General features: G+C 56.5%; 15 protein-coding genes and 1 tRNA gene. 11 read left to right on the top strand and 5 right to left on the bottom strand.

Features of this window, described 5'->3' with window-relative positions; all coding sequences use genetic code 11:
- Positions 1 to 25: 25 nt before the first annotated feature.
- A complete protein-coding gene (locus AC1DLT_RS27895) occupies positions 26 to 1,000 on the top strand; it encodes a class I SAM-dependent methyltransferase (RefSeq protein WP_477488886.1) in 975 nt (324 codons plus the stop codon).
- An 86-nt stretch (positions 1,001 to 1,086) separates the two neighbouring features.
- Here AC1DLT_RS27895 and AC1DLT_RS27890 read toward each other — a convergent pair whose 3' ends face one another.
- From AC1DLT_RS27890 to AC1DLT_RS27870, 5 genes are read right to left on the bottom strand one after another with little or no spacing between them, the layout of a single operon-like run.
- Positions 1,087 to 1,935: an FkbM family methyltransferase gene (locus AC1DLT_RS27890; RefSeq protein WP_477488885.1), complete on the bottom strand. Its 849-nt coding sequence runs from the start codon at positions 1,933 to 1,935 to the stop codon at positions 1,087 to 1,089.
- 21 nt (positions 1,936 to 1,956) lie between these two features.
- The gene (locus tag AC1DLT_RS27885; RefSeq protein WP_477488884.1) at positions 1,957 to 2,694 is read right to left on the bottom strand and encodes an FkbM family methyltransferase; all 738 of its coding nucleotides are present in this window, start codon (positions 2,692 to 2,694) and stop codon (positions 1,957 to 1,959) included.
- Positions 2,691 to 3,461 (bottom strand): class I SAM-dependent methyltransferase, encoded by a 771-nt coding sequence (locus tag AC1DLT_RS27880; RefSeq protein ID WP_477488883.1) that lies wholly within the window; start codon positions 3,459 to 3,461, stop codon positions 2,691 to 2,693. The genes AC1DLT_RS27885 and AC1DLT_RS27880 overlap by 4 nt, the downstream gene beginning before the upstream one ends.
- 1 nt (position 3,462) lies before the next feature.
- Positions 3,463 to 4,791: a glycosyltransferase family 2 protein gene (locus AC1DLT_RS27875; RefSeq protein WP_477488882.1), complete on the bottom strand. Its 1,329-nt coding sequence runs from the start codon at positions 4,789 to 4,791 to the stop codon at positions 3,463 to 3,465.
- Positions 4,788 to 5,753 carry a lysylphosphatidylglycerol synthase transmembrane domain-containing protein gene (locus AC1DLT_RS27870; RefSeq protein WP_477488881.1) on the bottom strand — a complete coding sequence of 322 codons (966 nt, stop codon included), beginning with the start codon at positions 5,751 to 5,753 and terminating at the stop codon, positions 4,788 to 4,790. Before AC1DLT_RS27870 ends, AC1DLT_RS27875 begins: the two co-directional genes overlap by 4 nt.
- Positions 5,754 to 6,157: 404 nt before the next feature.
- Between AC1DLT_RS27870 and AC1DLT_RS27865 the strand changes: the two genes are divergently transcribed.
- The 10 genes from AC1DLT_RS27865 to AC1DLT_RS27820 all read left to right on the top strand — a co-directional run.
- Positions 6,158 to 6,592 carry a DUF2948 family protein gene (locus AC1DLT_RS27865; protein ID WP_247039173.1) on the top strand — a complete coding sequence of 145 codons (435 nt, stop codon included), beginning with the start codon at positions 6,158 to 6,160 and terminating at the stop codon, positions 6,590 to 6,592.
- Positions 6,593 to 6,659: 67 nt separating this feature from the next.
- Positions 6,660 to 7,973, top strand: coding sequence for a histidinol dehydrogenase (hisD, locus tag AC1DLT_RS27860; RefSeq protein WP_477488880.1), 1,314 nt, complete (start codon positions 6,660 to 6,662; stop codon positions 7,971 to 7,973).
- Positions 7,974 to 7,976: 3 nt separating this feature from the next.
- Positions 7,977 to 8,450, top strand: coding sequence for a UPF0262 family protein (locus AC1DLT_RS27855; protein WP_247137069.1), 474 nt, complete (start codon positions 7,977 to 7,979; stop codon positions 8,448 to 8,450).
- Positions 8,451 to 8,452: 2 nt separating this feature from the next.
- Positions 8,453 to 8,932, top strand: a complete 480-nt coding sequence (locus AC1DLT_RS27850) for an arsenate-mycothiol transferase ArsC (RefSeq protein WP_040124542.1) — start codon at positions 8,453 to 8,455, stop codon at positions 8,930 to 8,932.
- 152 nt (positions 8,933 to 9,084) lie between these two features.
- Positions 9,085 to 9,303 carry a translation initiation factor IF-1 gene (gene infA / locus AC1DLT_RS27845; RefSeq protein ID WP_004435948.1) on the top strand — a complete coding sequence of 73 codons (219 nt, stop codon included), beginning with the start codon at positions 9,085 to 9,087 and terminating at the stop codon, positions 9,301 to 9,303.
- Positions 9,304 to 9,329: 26 nt separating this feature from the next.
- Positions 9,330 to 9,950, top strand: a complete 621-nt coding sequence (locus AC1DLT_RS27840) for a Maf-like protein (RefSeq protein ID WP_247036656.1) — start codon at positions 9,330 to 9,332, stop codon at positions 9,948 to 9,950.
- 142 nt (positions 9,951 to 10,092) lie between these two features.
- Positions 10,093 to 10,302, top strand: a complete 210-nt coding sequence (yacG, locus tag AC1DLT_RS27835) for a DNA gyrase inhibitor YacG (RefSeq protein ID WP_046607348.1) — start codon at positions 10,093 to 10,095, stop codon at positions 10,300 to 10,302.
- Between the two features lie 165 nt (positions 10,303 to 10,467).
- A tRNA-Phe gene (locus AC1DLT_RS27830) sits at positions 10,468 to 10,543 on the top strand.
- A 336-nt stretch (positions 10,544 to 10,879) separates the two neighbouring features.
- Positions 10,880 to 11,464: a GNAT family N-acetyltransferase gene (locus tag AC1DLT_RS27825; protein ID WP_477488879.1), complete on the top strand. Its 585-nt coding sequence runs from the start codon at positions 10,880 to 10,882 to the stop codon at positions 11,462 to 11,464.
- Between the two features lie 637 nt (positions 11,465 to 12,101).
- A partial coding sequence (locus AC1DLT_RS27820) for a calcium-binding protein (RefSeq protein WP_477488878.1) occupies positions 12,102 to 18,526 on the top strand: 6,425 nt, incomplete at its 3' end.

Raw genomic sequence — 18,526 nt, 5'->3', positions numbered from 1 at the left:
AATAATTTTGGAGCCTGCTCATATCGTGACTATCGAAACAAAGCCGACGAGATGTTCTGGGTGTGGCAGCCATGATTTCGCGGTGGCTGCTACCGGTAAGGATTACATTTATCACGGCACATCCGAGCAGTTTCAACAGGTCTGTTGCCACGCTTGTGGCCACATATACCTCAATCCGCAACCGACGCAGGCTTCCCTGCCGCTTATGTACCCGTCGAACTACGGAACATTCTCAGAGCGGTTTCGCGCCGGCTCCAGCCTGCTTGGACGGTTGAAGACGGTCGTGAACCTGAGGCGTATCGATGCCGTTATGAGAGCGCTTCCCAGTGGAGCGCGCGTTCTTGACGTGGGTTGCGGTAATGGAGAGTTGCTGCTGGCCATTCGAAGCCGACGTCCAGATATTCAGCTCTTCGGTCTCGACTGGCATTTTCCAGCAGCCACGCGGACGGCCTTAGAAGCTGGCCAGATAGCGCTAATTGAGGCGTCGCTTGAAGCGGCGGAGCTTCCGTACCAGTCTTTCGACCTGATCCTGATGTTGCAGCTCATTGAGCATTTATGGGAGCCAGAAGAAAGCACGCGGCGGCTCGTATCGGCCCTTACCCCGAATGGCTGCATGTTGATAGAGACACCCAATACCGACGGCTGGGATCGCCGCCTCTTCGCTCGTGGCACCTGGGGCGGCTACTATTTCCCGCGTCATTTGAACCTTTACAACTTCGAACGGCTCTCGGGGCTGCTCCAGCGGGCCGGGCTTTCGGTAACCTCACAACGGCACCTGCCGGCGCCACTCATCTGGAGCTATTCGCTACAAGGCCTAACGCAGGAGTGGTTCGGTTGGAAGACAGGTATTGCCTCGGTGTTTGGCGTCAAGAACCTCCCACTTATAGCCGCCTTCACAATCCTCGATGTGATTATGTCGGCAATGGGCGTAACGACATCCAATCAACAGGCCGTCGCCCATAAGACCAATTCGACTGCAAGCGACGGAACCGCCGCGTGACCGGTGAGGATCGGCCACCGGCCCGGATGGTTTTGTCGTCGATGATGAGGCCGAGTCGCAACGGCCTTCTGTTGAATCTGCAGTATTTAATGGCTTGAGGTTGCCAGCACATTCAATCCACCCAGCGGTGGGATGAAAGCCTTCAGTTTGGAAGGATCTGACGGCAAGCGTTTGCCGGTTGCCATATCGTCGAAATGATAGCCAAGAGCCGTAATTCCAGCCACCAGCTCATCAAATTCATTTGGGTTGTCCCCATGCACATAGGGGGCGAGCTCAATCATGATCCGGGGCTTAAATTTGACCAATGATGCCTTGGCTCCCCTTAGGAGCGAAGCTTCGTTGCCGTCTACGTCAATCTTGATAAAATCGACGCGCTTTACAGCGTTCCCTTCAAGGAACGCGTCCAAGGTAGAAACTTTTGCTCCCTCGGTGCCCATCAGGCGTCCACGATGTTCAATGTGCAAATCTTCGGCGGACTCAAGTGGCCAGCTTGAATATATTGCCTCCGGCAATGTAGACGAGTCGGAGTCTGTCAGCATGATCTGGTTTGCAGCAATGCGAGGGGCCAGACCTGGGTTCAGGCCGATATTTACGAGTTGTTTGCTGTAGGCATAGGCTGTCGGCTCGAACGAATAGACCTTGCCCGATGAACCAACAAGACTTGCAAGGGGCAGGGTATGCGCGCCGATATTGGCTCCGATGTCCAACACGACATCGCCCTCCTTGATTAGCACTTCATAACGCTTGAGCGTCCTCACCTCGAAGCCGCCCAATACATAGATTGCTAGATCGATACCTTCCTTCAGGTTCAACTGCCATTTGATGCCTCGTCGATGAACCGTTACGTTGGACGAGAGCCCCAGAAGGCTCCGACCACCGAGGACGATTGTAGAAAGCCAGCGGGCAATCCTGACTTTAGCCGCAGTCGATAACATTGCGTTTCCCCCACAGTCCTTTCACGTACGAGAAAGGACAACATTCCAGTAGTTTTCGAGGCTGACGGGCGCTGCGAGCATCATCTCGATTGATGGTGAACCTGAGTCAGGCACCGGTTCGACGGAAAACCCTAAATCTCGGGCAAAATCGATCAACTCGCGCGCAGAGGTCGACGCCTGTTTCAGCCCGAAGGGCCAGAACTCCATCAAGATTTTAAGATCTCGGTTTTCTTTGAGGATTCGAGTTGCCCCCTTCAACACACTTAGCTCGAACCCTTGGACATCGATTTTCATGAAATCGATGCGTTTTGCAGGGGAGAAGTGGTCATCGAGTGCAATGACCCTGACCGGCACCTCTTTGCGACCATCACCGCTATCGAAAGTGCGATGATCAACATTAAGTTCCTGGGAGACAAAAAGCATCGTAGTCCCGCTGCGATCCCCCACAGCCGCTTGGTTGAGGAATACATTGTTAAGCTTCGATGCCGACTGGCCGAGTCGCAGGAAATTAAGTTCCGACGGTTCAAATGCGTGGACTTCGCCCGAGGAGCCGACTCTGCGCGAGAGAAAGCGAGTATATACGCCGATGTTCGCACCTATGTCGATAACGGTCATTCCTCGTCGGAGAATGCCACGGATCAGCGCCCGTTCGCGACGATCGGCAAAAGCCTTCCACCCAGAATAGAGGGGAAAATAAATGGGGTAGCCATATTCGAAAAAGCCGTTCGCGATCCGATAAACTGCATGCTTTGCTTTCATTTGGAGGCTACCAGGGTCCCGACAAAGAACGACGCAAGAACACGTGGGAGACGCCTCACCAGCGCCTGATCGATGCTGTGGACGAGTTTGTATATGGGTGCCGGAATCGGAAAACGCCGTGATATGCCACCGGTGAGCGGATAGGAAATACCTGAGAAATATCGCACATCCGTCTGTTTGAGATCGTAAACATCCCCCAGTTCCGCGAGCCACTCCGGCCGCGAAAAGAATATCATATGCGGCATCGCCTGGTTCGAAGTCGAAAGAGGACCATGCACCCGGTTCAGCACAGGTCTCTCGATGTTGAAATCAACGGGTTCGTGATGAAGCAGCCGATACATCGGATACGAAAGAACCGAAAAGAACGGCTCTGCAAAATAGACTCGACCACCTGGAACCAACTTCGCGGTTGCGTCACGTAGGAATGCTAGAGGATCTTTCAGATGATGAAGAACATTTGTCATCGTGATGACATCAACGCTCCGGTCTGGAATCTCGGCGAGATCGCGAATGCGGTGACAATCGAAAACCAGGTCCAGATAGTCAAGGGCCAGCACATCGGATGTGGTGACATTAGGGACAAATTGCTTGAGTGGTGAGGTACCGCTTCCGATTTCGAGGATCTTGGCCGATTCAATGCCGGGCTCGTAAGCGAACTGATATCGATACAATTGCTCGTACCAGTATAACAGATTGGGATTGGATCGCAGTCGCTCGCGGTTGCCCAGCGTTTCCTCAAGATCAGATTCATAGGAAGTGCTTTCCATGTCAGCGAAACTTTATCTTACGCGCCGCGAAGATGAGCATCGCGAGCAGAATTGTGCCATGACGCCAACGGGAAATATTCGTCTCACCGTACTGCCGCTCGCGGTAGATGATCGGCACCTCAATGATCTTGAGCCCCATTCTTGCCGCCCCGAAGATCAGGTCGAAATCGCCGAATGGGTCAAAATCGCCAAAGAACGAGCGGTTGAAACTTAGTTTCGTGTAATTGCTTCGGCTAATCACCTTGGTTCCGCAGAGCGTGTCCTTGTAGCGCTGGCTCAGGACGAATGAGAAGGCCACAGCAAAGAACTTGTTACCGAGAAGGTTGAAGAAGCGCATCGCTTTCTTTTCCATCGGATATACCAAGCGGGTACCGTTGATGAATTCACCCTTGCCGCTTCTAATCGCATCGAAAAATTTGGGAAGATCCTCTGGTGGGACTGTCATGTCGGCATCGAGGATCATCAATATATCCCGCGTTGCCATCGCAAATCCCTTGCGTACGGCATCCCCTTTTCCCTTGCCCTCCTGTTGACCGATGAGAATTCGCCGCTCCGGGTGACGCGCCTGAGCGGCCTTGATCGCCTCCCAAGTGCCGTCTGTCGAGTTTCCTTCGATAAAGATGATCTCGTCCTCAGGTCCCATCGGCGGAATACGAGTGACAATCGACTCGATGTTAAGTGCTTCGTTTCGGGCAGGCACGACGATGGAAACCGAGGGAGTAATAGAAGGTGCAACATCGAGCACCGGCCTTGCCAAAGCTATATTTAGCAGACAAAAATTACGGATAATCGGCAAAGGTGCAAGATAACGGTTCACAAAATTGCTGATCACGGGAACGTAGAGTGGGATCAGGACCTTTTGGTCCAAACGAATAAGCTCGAAACCCTCAAGGGTCAGGAGATTGCTTACATCTTCATGAGCGAGCCAGTTCGGTTCGGGTGCCTTTGTCCGGTACCCAAGTCTGGAGGCAAGCGTGGCAAGCGGCTTCCATAAGCTGCTATAGTAAGTCAACAACAAACGACAATCAGGCGGACAAACCTCCCGGACGCTGCGGAAGAGGCTTTGGATATCGCGCTCATAGTGGATCAGCCCGGTTATGACGAGATACTCGGGTTCTGCATCCCTTATCTGCGAAAACTCGATTACTTTCTCAACCGGGAAAGAACTTGTCGGAGATCCTGCTCCCGGTAGATTGCGAAACGCAATTCGGCCATTGGGCATTTCCCCAACGATTGCATTCGTAGTCGGATCGATTTCAACGACCACGTTTTGATCGAGGACAAATAGAGATAGATACCTTCGAAGCAAGGTGTAGAAATAGCGTCTCATTCAACGTTCCTTGGCAGCATGCGGGCGGCACTTATGCAGCCGAACATCAACAATGCAGGAATGGCATAGACTAGAAAGAACAGGAAATGGACAGCCGTGGCAAGCAACAGCCCTTCGGATGCTGGGCGCCCCATGAGAATAAAGACCGAGACGACCGAAGCGTGATATGTTCCAATACCGGAGGGGGCCGCGGGGATCATAAGACCGAGTGTGCCAGCAAACAGCACAAGTAGCGCTTCCTGATAGGAAAGCACCACTCCGGTGAAATTGGCAACTACGATATACGCAGGTGAATAAACAAAAAGCCACATAGCTAGCGTTATTATTGCAGGTACCGTCATGAGCGAGAAGGACAGGCTTTCTCTGACATCGCTGAGCAATGGAACAACATGCTTTTCAAAGAAATGCGGCGTGCGCACGAGCCGGAACAACGGTTGCAATATCGATACCAGGGCACTTTGGAATCGCACCAGCACTATAACAAAAAGCGCAGTACTGCCTCCTCCTATCACGATGGCCCAGACCAAAACACTGGAATCACGTATGGAATAAGGACCTCCAACTACGAAGATACCAATTATTCCAAGTGCGAAAACGGTAGACAAGTCGATCACTTTCTCGACAAGAAGTCTGCTAACGATACTCGAATAGGGGATCTTGGCCTTTTCCCGGGTGTAATGGGCCCGCACTAGGTCGCCACCTCTGGCAGGAAGGAGCATATTCCCGCCCAGTCCCAGGATGGCAGCGATGAAAGCGGCACCACTGTTGAGGTTGGATCCAACCATCATACGCCATCTAAGTCCGCAAAGGACCACGATGCCGATTGCGGCGATTGGAAACAGGGCAAGCCAGCGAACGGATGCCCCCTGATGGAAGATCTCAACCGCATGTCGCCAATCCACCGCCCTCATCAGCAGGAAGATAGACAGCACGCTGATCGCACTTGCGACTAGCAGTTGCACAACTCGTCGCTTAAGCACCCGGCCGCATTTCGTATCTAATCTGCATATGCATGTTGCCCAACGAAAAAGAATGTCTTCATTAATCGGAGATGTGGGATCTAGTAAAGGCTCCATTCTCAGCCTGTGACGTTTATCAACTGATCGACGAGCTGGCACGGCAAAATTATTTGGGCGGACCAAGATATGGGGGCGACGATGTTCTTCGCGGCCGGCGGTAGCTCAGCGCGGAGGCGGCGAAGTAGATGTTTGCTAATGAGGGTCCGATTGATTCAAGGACGAAAGCAGCTGGCGATAGGGCCTGGTGCTGTCTCGCTTGCCGCCGTTGCTTCTTGGCTCGCCACATCCTATCTCAAGTCCCAGGAACATTCGCGTGAACGCGCGCCTCTTAATGGATATTGGAAGCGATGACCGACTTGAAGCTGCTGGCCCTCGACCCGGACGACCTGGGTGTCATTTCCGCCCATATGCAGGATGCGGTCTTCAAGGTGGGTGACGTGCGCTGGTCGCAGCCCGAACGAAACTTCTCGCTCGCGGCCAACCGCTTCGTCTGGGAAAATGCCGGTGAGAAAAAACGTAAAAGTTTCGAACGCCGCCGCTCGGCCATCGTCTTCAAGCGGGTCGAGGCGGTGCGCTCGACGGGCGTCAATCGCGGCCGGAAAGACGAGGTCCTGTCGCTTTTGGCGATCACCTTCTCGCAGAAGGGCGACGGCCCGGAAGGGACGATCGAACTGGTGCTTTCCGGCAAATCGACGATTGCGCTCGATGTCGAATGCATCGAAGTTGCTCTTGCGGATGTCGGCGGCGCATGGGAAACGGCGTCGAAGCCCCGTCATCCCTGATCTGGCCCCTTTGCCCGAACGGTCTGAGCGGGATAACATCGTTTTTTGAGCTGGAAGGGATATCCGCTTGGCAATCTGGTTGGATCAGGCGTCGCAGGATTTTGAGGCGAAGTTTTCCGCATTTCTCTCGACCAAGCGGGAGGTCTCGGAAGATGTGAATACGGTGGTACGCGCCATCATCGACGATGTGCGCGCCCGCGGCGACCAGGCACTGATCGATTATTCCGCCCGTTTCGACGGTATCGACCTCGCCACGGTCGGAATAAAGGTGACCGAGGCCGAGATCGACGCCGCCTTCGCCGAGACCGACCGGAAGGTCGTCGGCGCCCTGAAGTTCGCCGCCGAGCGTATCGAGCGCCACCATGCCCGCCAGATGCCGAAGGACGACATCTACGAGGACGCGATCGGCGTCGGCTTGGGCTCCCGCTGGACGGCGATCGAGGCGGTCGGCCTCTATGTTCCCGGCGGCACCGCCAGCTATCCGAGCTCGGTGCTGATGAATGCGGTGCCGGCAAAGGTCGCCGGCGTGCCGCGCGTGGTCATGGTCGTGCCCGCCAACGGCGGTACGATCAATCCCGCCGTGCTGGCCGCCGCCCGCATCGCCGGCGTGACCGAGATCTACCGCGTCGGCGGCGCCCAGGCCGTGGCAGCGCTCGCCTATGGCACAGAGACGATCGCCCCTGTCGCCAAAATCGTCGGCCCCGGCAATGCCTTTGTGGCGGCCGCCAAGCGACATGTCTTCGGCACGGTCGGCATCGACATGATCGCCGGTCCTTCGGAAGTCCTGGTCATTGCCGATAGCGAAAACGATCCGGACTGGCTGGCCGCGGACCTGCTCGCCCAGGCCGAACATGATGCCGGCGCCCAGTCGATCCTCGTCACCGATGACGCCGGGCTCGGCAAGGCGGTGGAGGCGGCGGTCGAGCGCCAGCTGAAAACCCTGTCGCGTTCGCAAACCGCCGCGGCGAGCTGGCGCGATTTCGGCGCTGTCATCCTGGTGCCGGACCTCAAGGCGGCGCTACCGCTCGCCAACCGGATTGCCGCCGAGCACCTGGAACTCGCCGTTGCCGATCCTGACGCGCTGCTGCCGGGCATCCGCAATGCCGGCGCGATCTTCGTCGGCCGCCATACGCCGGAAGTGATCGGCGATTATGTCGGCGGCTCAAACCACGTGCTGCCGACCGCCCGTTCGGCCCGTTTTTCCTCGGGCCTTTCGGTGCTCGATTTCGTCAAGCGCACCTCGATTTTGCGGCTTGGGCCGAATCAGCTGCGCCAGCTGGCGCCGGCGGCGATCACGCTTGCGCATTCCGAAGGGCTCGATGCGCACGCCCGTTCCGTCGCAATCCGCCTGAACGGCCTGCCCCTCGACGACGAGGGCTGACGGATGGGGCGAGGCGACTTCCGGCTTTACGATGTCGTCCTGGACGACTCGATCGGGCGTTCGACGCCCGATGTGGAGCACGAGCGGGCGGTCGCCATCTTCGACCTGGTCGAGGAAAACTCCTTCGAGCCGTCCGGCCATGCCGGCGGCCCCTACAAGCTGAAGCTCTCGCTCGTCGACGCCAAGCTGGTGCTCGGCATCACCACCGAAAGGGGCGACGAGGTCGCGACCCATATCCTGTCGCTGACGCCCTTCCGGCGGATCATCAAGGACTACTTCATGATCTGCGAAAGCTATTATGAGGCGATCCGTTCCTCTACCCCGAGCCGCATCGAGGCGATCGACATGGGTCGGCGCGGCGTCCACAACGAAGGCTCGCAGACGTTGATGGACCGGCTGGACGGCAAGATCCGCGTCGATTTCAACACGGCCCGCCGGCTTTTCACGCTGGTCTGCGTGCTTTACTGGCGCGGTTGAGCATGGAAGCAGTGCTCGCGCCGGAGACCAAAACCAAGAGACCGGGCGCCATCCTTTTTATGTGCGGCTTCAACATCATCCGTTCGCCGATGGCGGAGGCCATTGCAAAGCGGCTGCTGCCACCCGATATCTACGTCCAGTCGGCGGGCGTGCGCTCCGGAGAGCGCGATCCCTTCGTGGATGCGGTGCTGGAGGAGGTCGGCCTTTCGATCGGCCGCCACCAGCCGCGTACGCTCGAAGAGCTCGAGGACGATTTTTTCGACCTGATCGTCACGCTGACGCCGGAAGCCCACCATGCCGCGCTGGAACTGACCCGGGCCAATGCCGTCGACGTGGTCTATTGGCCGACCATGGATCCGACCGCTGCGACCGGCACCCGCGACCAGATGCTCGATGCCTATCGTGAGGTTCGAGACCACCTCTGGCGGCTGATCGACGAGCGGCTTTCCGGCATCAGCCGGCACCCCGCCGAGACCGCCTGAAACGGCCTGCCGGATGTGACTTGAAACGACATTGAGAATAGCGCGCAAGCGAGGTTCACAAAGCGGACACGATTGTGTAGTTTCCGCGCAAATTTCCGGGCGGGCGCGAAAAGCGTTGCCGGCCCAACCCAACACAGGAAGAAAAACTATAGATGGCTAAAGAAGAAGTCCTCGAATTCCCGGGCGTCGTGACCGAACTCCTGCCCAACGCGACGTTCCGCGTGAAGCTCGAAAACGAACACGAGATCATCGCCCATACAGCCGGCCGCATGCGCAAGAACCGTATCCGCGTTCTCGCCGGTGACAAGGTGCTTGTCGAAATGACGCCCTACGACCTGACCAAGGGCCGTATCACCTACCGCTTCAAGTAAAATCCCTTCATCCGCGGCGGGCTCTCATGGCGCTGGAACAAAAGCTGATACTGGCCTCCGGTTCTCCGCGCCGTCTCGACCTCCTCAACCAGGCCGGCATCGCGCCGGCGCGGCTGATGCCGATGGATATCGACGAGACGCCGAAGAAATCCGAACATCCGCGCTCGCTCGCCCGCCGGCTTTCGACGGAAAAGGCCGAAGCGGCGCTCGGCGCCATCCGCAACGATCCGGCCTGGCGGCACAGCTATATCCTGTCGGCCGACACGGTGGTCGCCGTCGGTCGCCGCATTCTCGAAAAGACCGAATATACGGAGCAGGCCTCGTCTGCCCTGCACCTGCTCTCCGGGCGCGGACACTGGGTCTATACCGGCATCTGCCTGATCACCCCCGGCGGCCAGTTCCGCCAGAAGGTGGTGCAGACCAAGGTGCGCTTCAAGCGGCTTTCCACCCGCGAGATCGACAACTATATCGCGTCCGGGCAATGGCGCGGCAAGGCGGGCGCCTACGCGATCCAGGGAATTGCCGGATCGTTCGTGCAGAAGCTGGTCGGCTCCTACACCAACGTCGTCGGCTTGCCGCTTTTCGAGGTGACGGGGCTTTTGACCGGCGAAGGCTTCGACGTGGCGGCGGCCTGGCCGGAAGGCTGAAAAGGCTGGTTCAGACGGCGCAGGCCAATAGAGCAAGCCGATGGAGCATGCCGAAAGGTGCTCCGGCTGCGCCTGCAGGGTGTCTTCGGCAATCAAAAGCTGCCGAAGCGCCACGCCCCCCTGTAGAAAGGAGTATTCTAAAATGACATCCGAACCGATCAAGACCGGTGGCAAGGTCGAGCCGCTCCGCAAGACGAGACCCTGCCCGGAATGCGGCAAGCCATCGGCGCGCGACCACTATCCCTTCTGCTCCGACCGCTGCCGCACGCTGGACCTGTCGCGCTGGCTGACGGGCTCCTACGCCATTCCGGTCTCGGACGATGAGACCAAGGCCGACGGTTCGGACGACTGAGCCGGGCAGATCGCGCCTGTTTTTGTTCAGGAAATCGCGATTTTCGCAAACCTCTCAAAAAAGTGGGTTCTGGCGCTGGACATGGCCGAACAAGATGTTATAACCCCGCTCGCTCCGGGGGAAATGACCCCCGCCGGCCTCGGCCGGAAGGCCTAAGGCCTCGATGCCCGGATAGCTCAGTTGGTAGAGCAGCGGATTGAAAATCCGCGTGTCGGTGGTTCAAATCCGCCTCCGGGCACCATTTCTTTCAAGATATTAAGTGCTTGGCGCATCTGCGCTTTTCAGCGTGTTGCGCCTGTGGTGCAAACAAGTCCGCGCAACACGGTTGCAACAGGCGAGCAAAGAGTATCGAAAGCTAGGAACACGAGGCTACGAATAACTATCGTCCAGCTTGCCTGGCTTCGGCTTCGCCATCAGCCTGGTACAGCGCTCACCCGTTGTTTCACGAGCGTCACCCCAGGTATCAACATCGAGGATGCCACTATGAAGTCTTCCGCGAAGCGGCTGTCGCAGCGTATCGGGTTTACTTCGTTAATATTTTTCACACCCTCGATTGACAACCATCGGATGCAGTGCGATGCCTTCCCTGTTGATAGGGTTTGGGGCAAAATCATCTATGGACATTTCACAACAATCGCTTTCCGCGAGCGCTTTCGCTCGCCCAGAAATCGAGGCTGACCGGAAATCTGTTTCTGGTCTGCGTGTTCGCCTTTTTGACGAGGGGGACATACCTGTAGTACGCGACATCATGATCCAGCATCATGCGACCACGGTGTTTCGCAGCCAGCCTTTTTCCGACTGGAAGCTGAAAAAGCACTTCGAGACGATCCTCTCTCGTCCGCCGCGTATGGTCGGTATTGTAGCGGAATGGGGCGGTGTGGCGTCGGGTGTGGCGTGGGCGACTGCGGATTCGTATATGCTTTCCGACGGTCCGCTGTTTGCCAATGTGCACGTGATCGCCGTAGACCTGAAGCTGGGGCCGGTCCGGCGGGCGAAGATCTTTCTGGCGCTCGTCGCCGCTGTCAGGCAATGGGCAGTCTCGCTCAATGCGAGCCATTCCTCCATTCACGTGACAACCGGCTCGAACATCAAGGCGACGGATCGATTGATGAAGGCGGCAGGGGCGAGGTTTGTGGGTGGGGCTTATGTAGTACAGGGTTAGGGCACGCAAATTGTTATTTTTGCTGTACTGGATTAGCCCGCGAAATCTCAGAGCTTAAAATGCCAAAAATCGACAGTAGTAAAATTTTCCCCTTCCACATAAAAGACCACCCTCAACTTCAGAGGTACATAAATATTGCAACTATAGCATCGATAATAATGGTCGCGTCCTCGACATATTTATTAGGGTATTTTTTATCTATTGGATTTTTTAAAGATTTATTGTTTGCTACTTTAAATTTGAGTAAATCATTTCAAGATCGATTCCAAGATTTAAATAAATACGACAATTTTTCCGGGTTCTATTATATCAGCGGAGTTCTGAGTTATATAGTCTCGAACATAATCGTATTCTCTTCCGCGATATTTGTATTTTCTAAGAAAAAAACGGTATATTTCGTCGGAAAATACGAAAATGGAATGATAATTGGCGTGCTGATATTTTATCTTATTGCTTTTTTATTGACGTACATATTGCTATTCCATCACGTTGGGATTTCTGAAAAAAGATATGTTGGCACGTCTCGCTTCTTTACGGCATATTTTTTCCCATTTCTCTTGGGAATGTCTACTTTTTTCTCTCAAGCGTGCGCCTTTTCAACCGCAGCATTATTTCATCGTTTGAATAAGAGATAGCCATGAGCAGCTCTTCAGAAGATCAGCAACCTGATTTTGGTATTGACGACGACGTTGCCTTCATCCTCGATTTTACGATGTCGTTGAAGTATGGGATCGTCGACCTTTTTACCGGTCTCAACATGGGGCGATATTTAGGGACCGGCGCCGGAGCGTTAATAGGTTCAGTCGATGTCATTGATGCGTGGAAAAATGGGACACACCAGAACGTGTTGGAGGAGTCGGCAGGTTTGGCGGGCTCTGTTGCGGGGGGATTCGCGTTAGGGGAAGTGGGCGCCGGCGTGGGCTTTATGGTTGCTGGCCCCGTTGGGGGTCTCGTTGGCGGGCTCGCACTCGGCGTAATTGGGGGCTATTTGGGTGAAACGGGCGCAGAAGCATTTATCAAGAATCTAGGAAAGCCTTTCGCCCCACTCGACCCTTATATCGCACGTGGTCTACCTGTCGAAAATCGATACACGACGCCCAACTCCACCGTCGTCGAAAGAACCCAGATATTAGGCAGGAATGGCAAGGGAGATATCCTGTCGACCGACCGGACCACATATTTTAATGACGGGGGGTTCAAAAGGGAAAATTTTCGGACGGAGGTGTTGGACGGTAGGGACGTGCTGGATCAAATGAGGGCGCTAAATGCTCCTCGCCGCGACAACCAAAATCCAATGACCTACGGCGACTGGAATATCTCAGATAACTATCCCGACTTGCCGCAAATCGGGCCAGTGCCGACCCAGAGGCCTGACAGTTTGACGGGTGCCGTGTCCCCGCGCCGGGACAACCAGAATCCGGCGACATATGGTGAATGGAGCAGTTCAAGCAACTATCCCGATTTGCCGCAAATCGGACCGGTCCCAACGCCGAGACCGGATAGTTTGCCAAGTGTTATGTCCCCGTGGCGGGACAACCAGAATCCAGCGACCTATTATTGGGACGACTCTTCGTCAGAGAATTTTCCGAGTTTGCCGCAAATCGGGCCGGTGCCGACGCCCAGACCGGATCGCGTAGCTCCACAAAGCGAATTCATCGCCTATGATTTTGTATCCCACAGCGTCAGTTATGGATTTCCATCAACTCAATCGTCCGGCGGTTACCCTAGTCTGCCGGAGATCGGCCCGGTTCCGACATCGCGCCCAAGCAGCCCATCGGCTGGCATTTCCGGCAAGTCCGGCGGTGGAGAGTCGCAAGAGAATGAACAATCAGGCCCAGGTGGCACGTCAAGCGGCAAACCGGTTTTGTTCGATCTTGACGGCGATGGTCTTTCAATCGAGCAGTTGAACACGTCCCATACATTCGTCGAGATGGAGGGCGACGGCTACGAGCACCGGACTGCCTGGGTCGATGCGGGCGACGGCGTGCTGGTTCTGGATGCTGACGGCGACGAAAAGATCAGCGACAAGAAAGAATTCATCTTTACCGAATGGGATCCTGGTTCAGAGAGCGATTTTGACGCTCTGAAAAAGGTATTCGATACCGATCACGACGGAGAACTCGACAGCGGCGACGCACGCTGGTCCGACTTTCGGATTATGGTCAACGGCCAGTTGGTGACGCTTGCGGCACTGGGCATCGTGTCCATAGATTTAACTGCGACCGGAAGCGGACAGTCGTTTATGGATGGGTCTGCCATTGCTGGAACCTCGAACTTCACCCGCGCCGATGGCACGACCGGCCTGGTCGGCGATGCTGCCTTCGCCATGGAGGACAAGGGCTACAAGATCGTCCGCACACCGACGACCAATGCAGACGGTTCGACGACGACGGATCTCAAGGCCTACAATCCAGATGGCAGCCTCGCCTTCAAGGAAGTCATCACTGTCAGCGCCGATGGCCTGACCACCACGACCCAGTACGACGACGATGGCGATGCGGTTGTCGATCGTTCCCAGAGCGTGCAGCGGGTGTTGAACGGTGACGGCTCGAAGAGCGAGACCGTCTCGACCTTCCGCGCCGACGGATCGCTGGCGTACAGGATGAAGACGACCACCAGCGCTGATCTGAAGTCGGTACTGACCGAACTCGACCAGGACGGCGACGGCGTCAACAACCAAACGCAGCAATATACCGAGAATGCCGACGGCAGTTCGTCGACGCGGACGAAGGAGCTTTCCGTCAGCGGCGCGCTTTTGAAGGACGTGCTGATCACCGTCACCGCCGACGGCCTGACGAAGACCATCAAGACGGACCGCGAGGGCAATGGCGCCTATGAACTGACCCGAACGGAAGCGACGGTCGTCAACGGCGACGGCGGCCGGACGAAGACCGTCAGCGACCGCGGTGGCGATAACGCGCTGATCTCCAGCGAGACAACGTCGACCAGCGCCAACGGTGCGATCCGAACCGTCGATACCGACAAGAACGGCGACGCGCTGGTGGACGTCAAGCAGAGCTATGTCACCACCATGCTCGCAAATGGCGATGTCGTCATCACCGAAGAAAAGCGGGACCGAACTGACACGCTGCACGGCAGGACTATAACCACGACCTCCGGCGACGGGTTGTCGAATATAGTGCAGCAGGATCTGACCGGCGACACCGTCCTCGACCGTATCTTGAGCCAGGTGAGTGTCGATGCAGGCGGGACACGCGTTACCACCAAGACGGTAACGAGCGGCGACAATACGCTTTTGTCGAAGTCGGTGCAGTCGGTCAGCAACGACCAGCGTACGATATCACTGAACGAGGATATCAACGGCGACGGCGCCTGGGATCGCACCGCCTCGATTCTCGCCGACGGAACGGGCGCAACCACCAAGACGTCGTCGGTGCTCGCCTCAAACGGCACGCTCCTCGGCCAGGAACAAATAAACACCAACGCCGACGGGCTCTCGGTTACCACGCGGACCGATCTCGATGGCGACGGTTTCTACGACCGCACGAAAAGCAATGCTGTAACGCTGAACGGCGACGGCAGTAGCACTGCTACCGAGCTTCTGAAAAGTGGCAACGATACTCTGATCGCTAAGACCGTGACGACGCGGAGCGCCGACGGCCTGACGACAACGGCGCAGCAGGACCTCACCGGTGACGGGTATTTCGATTCGACGGCGACCAGGACAGTCGTGCTGAACGGCGACGGCAGCCGCACCACGACTGCCATTGCCACCAGTCGCAACGGCTCGATGATGCAGAAGACGACGTCAACTCTCAGCGCCGACAAGCGGACGCTGAAGACGCAGACCGATGCCAATGGCGACTTCCATAACGATGTGACGGTGGTGGATTCCATTGGTATCGACGGCGTCCGCATGCTGACGAACAGCGAATACAACGCAAACGGCACGCTGAAGAGCAACGTCGAGCAGGTCACTTCCGCCAGCAAGCTATCGATCACGACCAAGACGGACGTCAACGGCGACGGCACCTGGGATGGCCTCGTCACCGACGTCACCGCGATCAATGCCGACTCGTCGACGACGCATATCGTATCCAATCTCAGTGCGAACAATACCGTGTTGTCGAAAAGCTACGTCTGGACCGATGCAACCGGATACTCGATCAACACCAAAGCAGATCGCGACGGCAACGGCGTCTACGAGCGGATCGTCTCCGGCTTGACAGGTTTCAATGCCGACGGATCGGCTACACAAACAATTGTTGAAACTGCCCAGAACGCCTCGGTCCTTAGCCAAAAAACGATCAACATCAGTGCCACGGGGCTGTCTGTAGTCACCCAGACGGACTACAACGGCGACGGCATCATGGACGTCAAGAGCGTCGACACCCTCGCCTTGAACTCCAATGGCGGCACGATCAAAACTGAAAGCCTTCATACGCTACCCGGTTCGGTGCTGATCTCGAAGGTAGTGACGACGACAGCGACCGATCAGAAGGCGGTGACGATCGACGCCGACTTCGATGGCGACGCTGTCAACGATCAAACGACCGCCATTCTCGTCAATAGCAACGGAAGCAAGACGACGACGGCCTCGACGTTCGACGCCGGGCAGTTGGAGTCCAAGGCGGTCTCAACGGTCAGCGGCAACGGCCTGATCAGTGTTGTGCAAGTCGATCTCGATGGCGATTCCGTCTACGAGCGAGAGATCACCGACGCGACCGTCCACAATGCCGACGGGAGCTCGACGCGCAAGGTCACCGAACTCGACGGAGGCCATGCACTCCAGCACGGCACCACGATCGACACCAGCGCCGACGGCCTGACTGTAACCAGCATTTGGGATGGAAACGGCAACGGCGCCTTCTCGCATAAGGAGGTGAAGAGGACGGTTTTGAACGCCGACGGCAGCAGCGTCGTCACCACCACCAACTACAAGACCGGCAACGTCCTCAACGATAAAGTCACTGTCACGGTCAGCAACCACGGGTTGATCAAAACGACGTCCACCGACCTAGACGGCAATTCGGTCAACGATCAGATCGTCACCGTCACTATCATGCCCACAGGTAGCTCGGTAGCAACCTATATCGATTACAGCGGATCGACCGTCGTCGGCGAGACGAGGGTGACGACAAGTGCCGATGGTCTGTCGATAACGCGTGAACATATGCCGCAGTCCTTGGCATCGCTCAACCGCCTCGACTGGGCGTTGACAGATATCACGGCTACCAATGTCGATGGCAGCCGTGTTCGGACAGTCTCGGAGTTCAATGTTACCTACGCGTCGTCCGAAGTTAGGACGCTGCGCAACAAGGCCATCATTACCACCAGCGGTAATGGCCTTAGCATCAATCGACAGTGGGATCTGACCGGCTCGGGCTCGTATGGCAAGAGCGAGACGGACATCATCACACTCAACGAGGACGGCTCGGAGACTCGGACTGTCACCAACTACGCTGCCGGCGCCATGACGATGCAGGAGGTGACCACAATCTCGGGCAATGGCCTGTCCACATCCGTCTCGCGGATAACGGCTGCGCCTGGTGGCAACACCACAGAGACCTTCACAGACATCACTGTGATCAACCCCGACGGCACCCGCACGCGCACCGTCGTCAACAAGAAGTCGGACGGTTCGACGCTTTCCAAATACGTGACCCTGGCCAGCGCCGATGGTCGGACGCTGACCGTGCAAGAAGATCTGAATGGCGACGGTTTCTTCGACCGCACGCGAACGGCATCCACGAAATCCCTGGCCGATACTGGGAGCCGCACCGTAACCACCGAACAAGCCGCCGATGGTAGCGTAACCGCAATCGTCACCAAAACCGTCCAAGGTGACGGACTGACCTCGCTGACCGAGCGTGATCTCCTTGGAGACGGCAAGATCGACCAGGTCGAACTCAAGGAGCAATCGATCGACGGAAACTCGATCACGACGATCTCCAATTACTTGAGCAACGGAAACCTAGCGAGTCGGACGGTCAAAACCGTGAGCTTCGATGGAAGAACATCGACCCTACATTGGGATTTTGACGGCGACGGTGCGTTTGACCAGACGCGGGTTTTGGTCGCTACCAAGAATGCCGACGGCAGCTCGAAACAGATTGCCACGAATTATACCGCATCCAATACAATGATGCGAAACGAGACAACCGTTACCAGCGCCGACGGCCGAACCCAGACCATCACCCGAGATGACGATGGCGATGGCGACGTCGACCACACGGAAACTGTCGTGTGGGATGTAACAGGTGCATGGACTGCAACAATCGTCAATACTCAAGCCGCGTTGACGCCATCATTGGATCCGAGGGTCATTACGTGGAATTCCGCTGTCGCGGCGAAGCTGTCGACAACCTTCGGCGCCGACGGTCTGACCAAGGTCGTCAAAAGCGACTACGATAATAATGGCACCTACGAGCATGTCGAGACCTCCCGCATCCTGATGGATGGTCGCTCCGTCACCTCGATAGTCGATACTAACAGTGCCGGCGCCACGATCGCCACGGGTACGATGACCGTCAGCGCTGACGGCAATATCATCAGCCTCCTGAAGGACAACAATAACGATGGAACTATAGATCTCAAGGATGAAACAACCACACAGGCCGACGGCAGCGTAATTCGCGTCACGACGACTTACAAACCTGATGGATCGGTAGCGGAAGTTAGTCGCACACTTATAAATGCCGACGGCAAATCGGTCATCATCCTGGGCACGTCAGGTGCGGACAAGCTCAAGGGAACGACTGCGGATGATCGCTATTCCTTTGGAAGGGGCGATGGGAAAGATACTATTTCGGATCCCGGAAGCAGTGTCGGCGGTATGATGCTTGGRGACCGGATCCGGTTTGGCGCCGGGATCGGGATCGAGGACATCATTGTCCAGAAGTACGGCAACGACCTGATCATCTCGATCAGGGACCTTGCCAACGACACCCTGGTGATCAAGGACATCGAGGACAAGATCACCATCAAGAACTGGGCGTCCTCGACCAACCGGGTGGAACTGCTGGAGTTCGACAACGGCCAGGTTATGAACATCAGCCGGGCCGCCGGCATGCTCCTCGGGAAGGAGCTCCTCGGGAAGGA

Source organism: Neorhizobium sp. 05N33 (assembly GCF_056397445.1).
This window is presented reverse-complemented; position numbering and strand designations above follow the sequence as displayed.

What these genes read in the sequence shown, in the direction of transcription:
- AC1DLT_RS27890 (WP_477488885.1), bottom strand. Translation starts at nt 1,935, where the DNA reads ATGTTATCGACTGCGGCTAAAGTCAGGATTGCCCGCTGGCTTTCTACA.
- AC1DLT_RS27885 (WP_477488884.1), bottom strand. Translation starts at nt 2,694, where the DNA reads ATGAAAGCAAAGCATGCAGTTTATCGGATCGCGAACGGCTTTTTCGAA.
- AC1DLT_RS27880 (WP_477488883.1), bottom strand. Translation starts at nt 3,461, where the DNA reads ATGGAAAGCACTTCCTATGAATCTGATCTTGAGGAAACGCTGGGCAAC.
- AC1DLT_RS27875 (WP_477488882.1), bottom strand. Translation starts at nt 4,791, where the DNA reads ATGAGACGCTATTTCTACACCTTGCTTCGAAGGTATCTATCTCTATTT.
- AC1DLT_RS27865 (WP_247039173.1), top strand. Translation starts at nt 6,158, where the DNA reads ATGACCGACTTGAAGCTGCTGGCCCTCGACCCGGACGACCTGGGTGTC.
- AC1DLT_RS27855 (WP_247137069.1), top strand. Translation starts at nt 7,977, where the DNA reads ATGGGGCGAGGCGACTTCCGGCTTTACGATGTCGTCCTGGACGACTCG.
- AC1DLT_RS27850 (WP_040124542.1), top strand. Translation starts at nt 8,453, where the DNA reads ATGGAAGCAGTGCTCGCGCCGGAGACCAAAACCAAGAGACCGGGCGCC.
- infA (WP_004435948.1), top strand. Translation starts at nt 9,085, where the DNA reads ATGGCTAAAGAAGAAGTCCTCGAATTCCCGGGCGTCGTGACCGAACTC.
- AC1DLT_RS27840 (WP_247036656.1), top strand. Translation starts at nt 9,330, where the DNA reads ATGGCGCTGGAACAAAAGCTGATACTGGCCTCCGGTTCTCCGCGCCGT.
- yacG (WP_046607348.1), top strand. Translation starts at nt 10,093, where the DNA reads ATGACATCCGAACCGATCAAGACCGGTGGCAAGGTCGAGCCGCTCCGC.
- AC1DLT_RS27825 (WP_477488879.1), top strand. Translation starts at nt 10,880, where the DNA reads ATGCCTTCCCTGTTGATAGGGTTTGGGGCAAAATCATCTATGGACATT.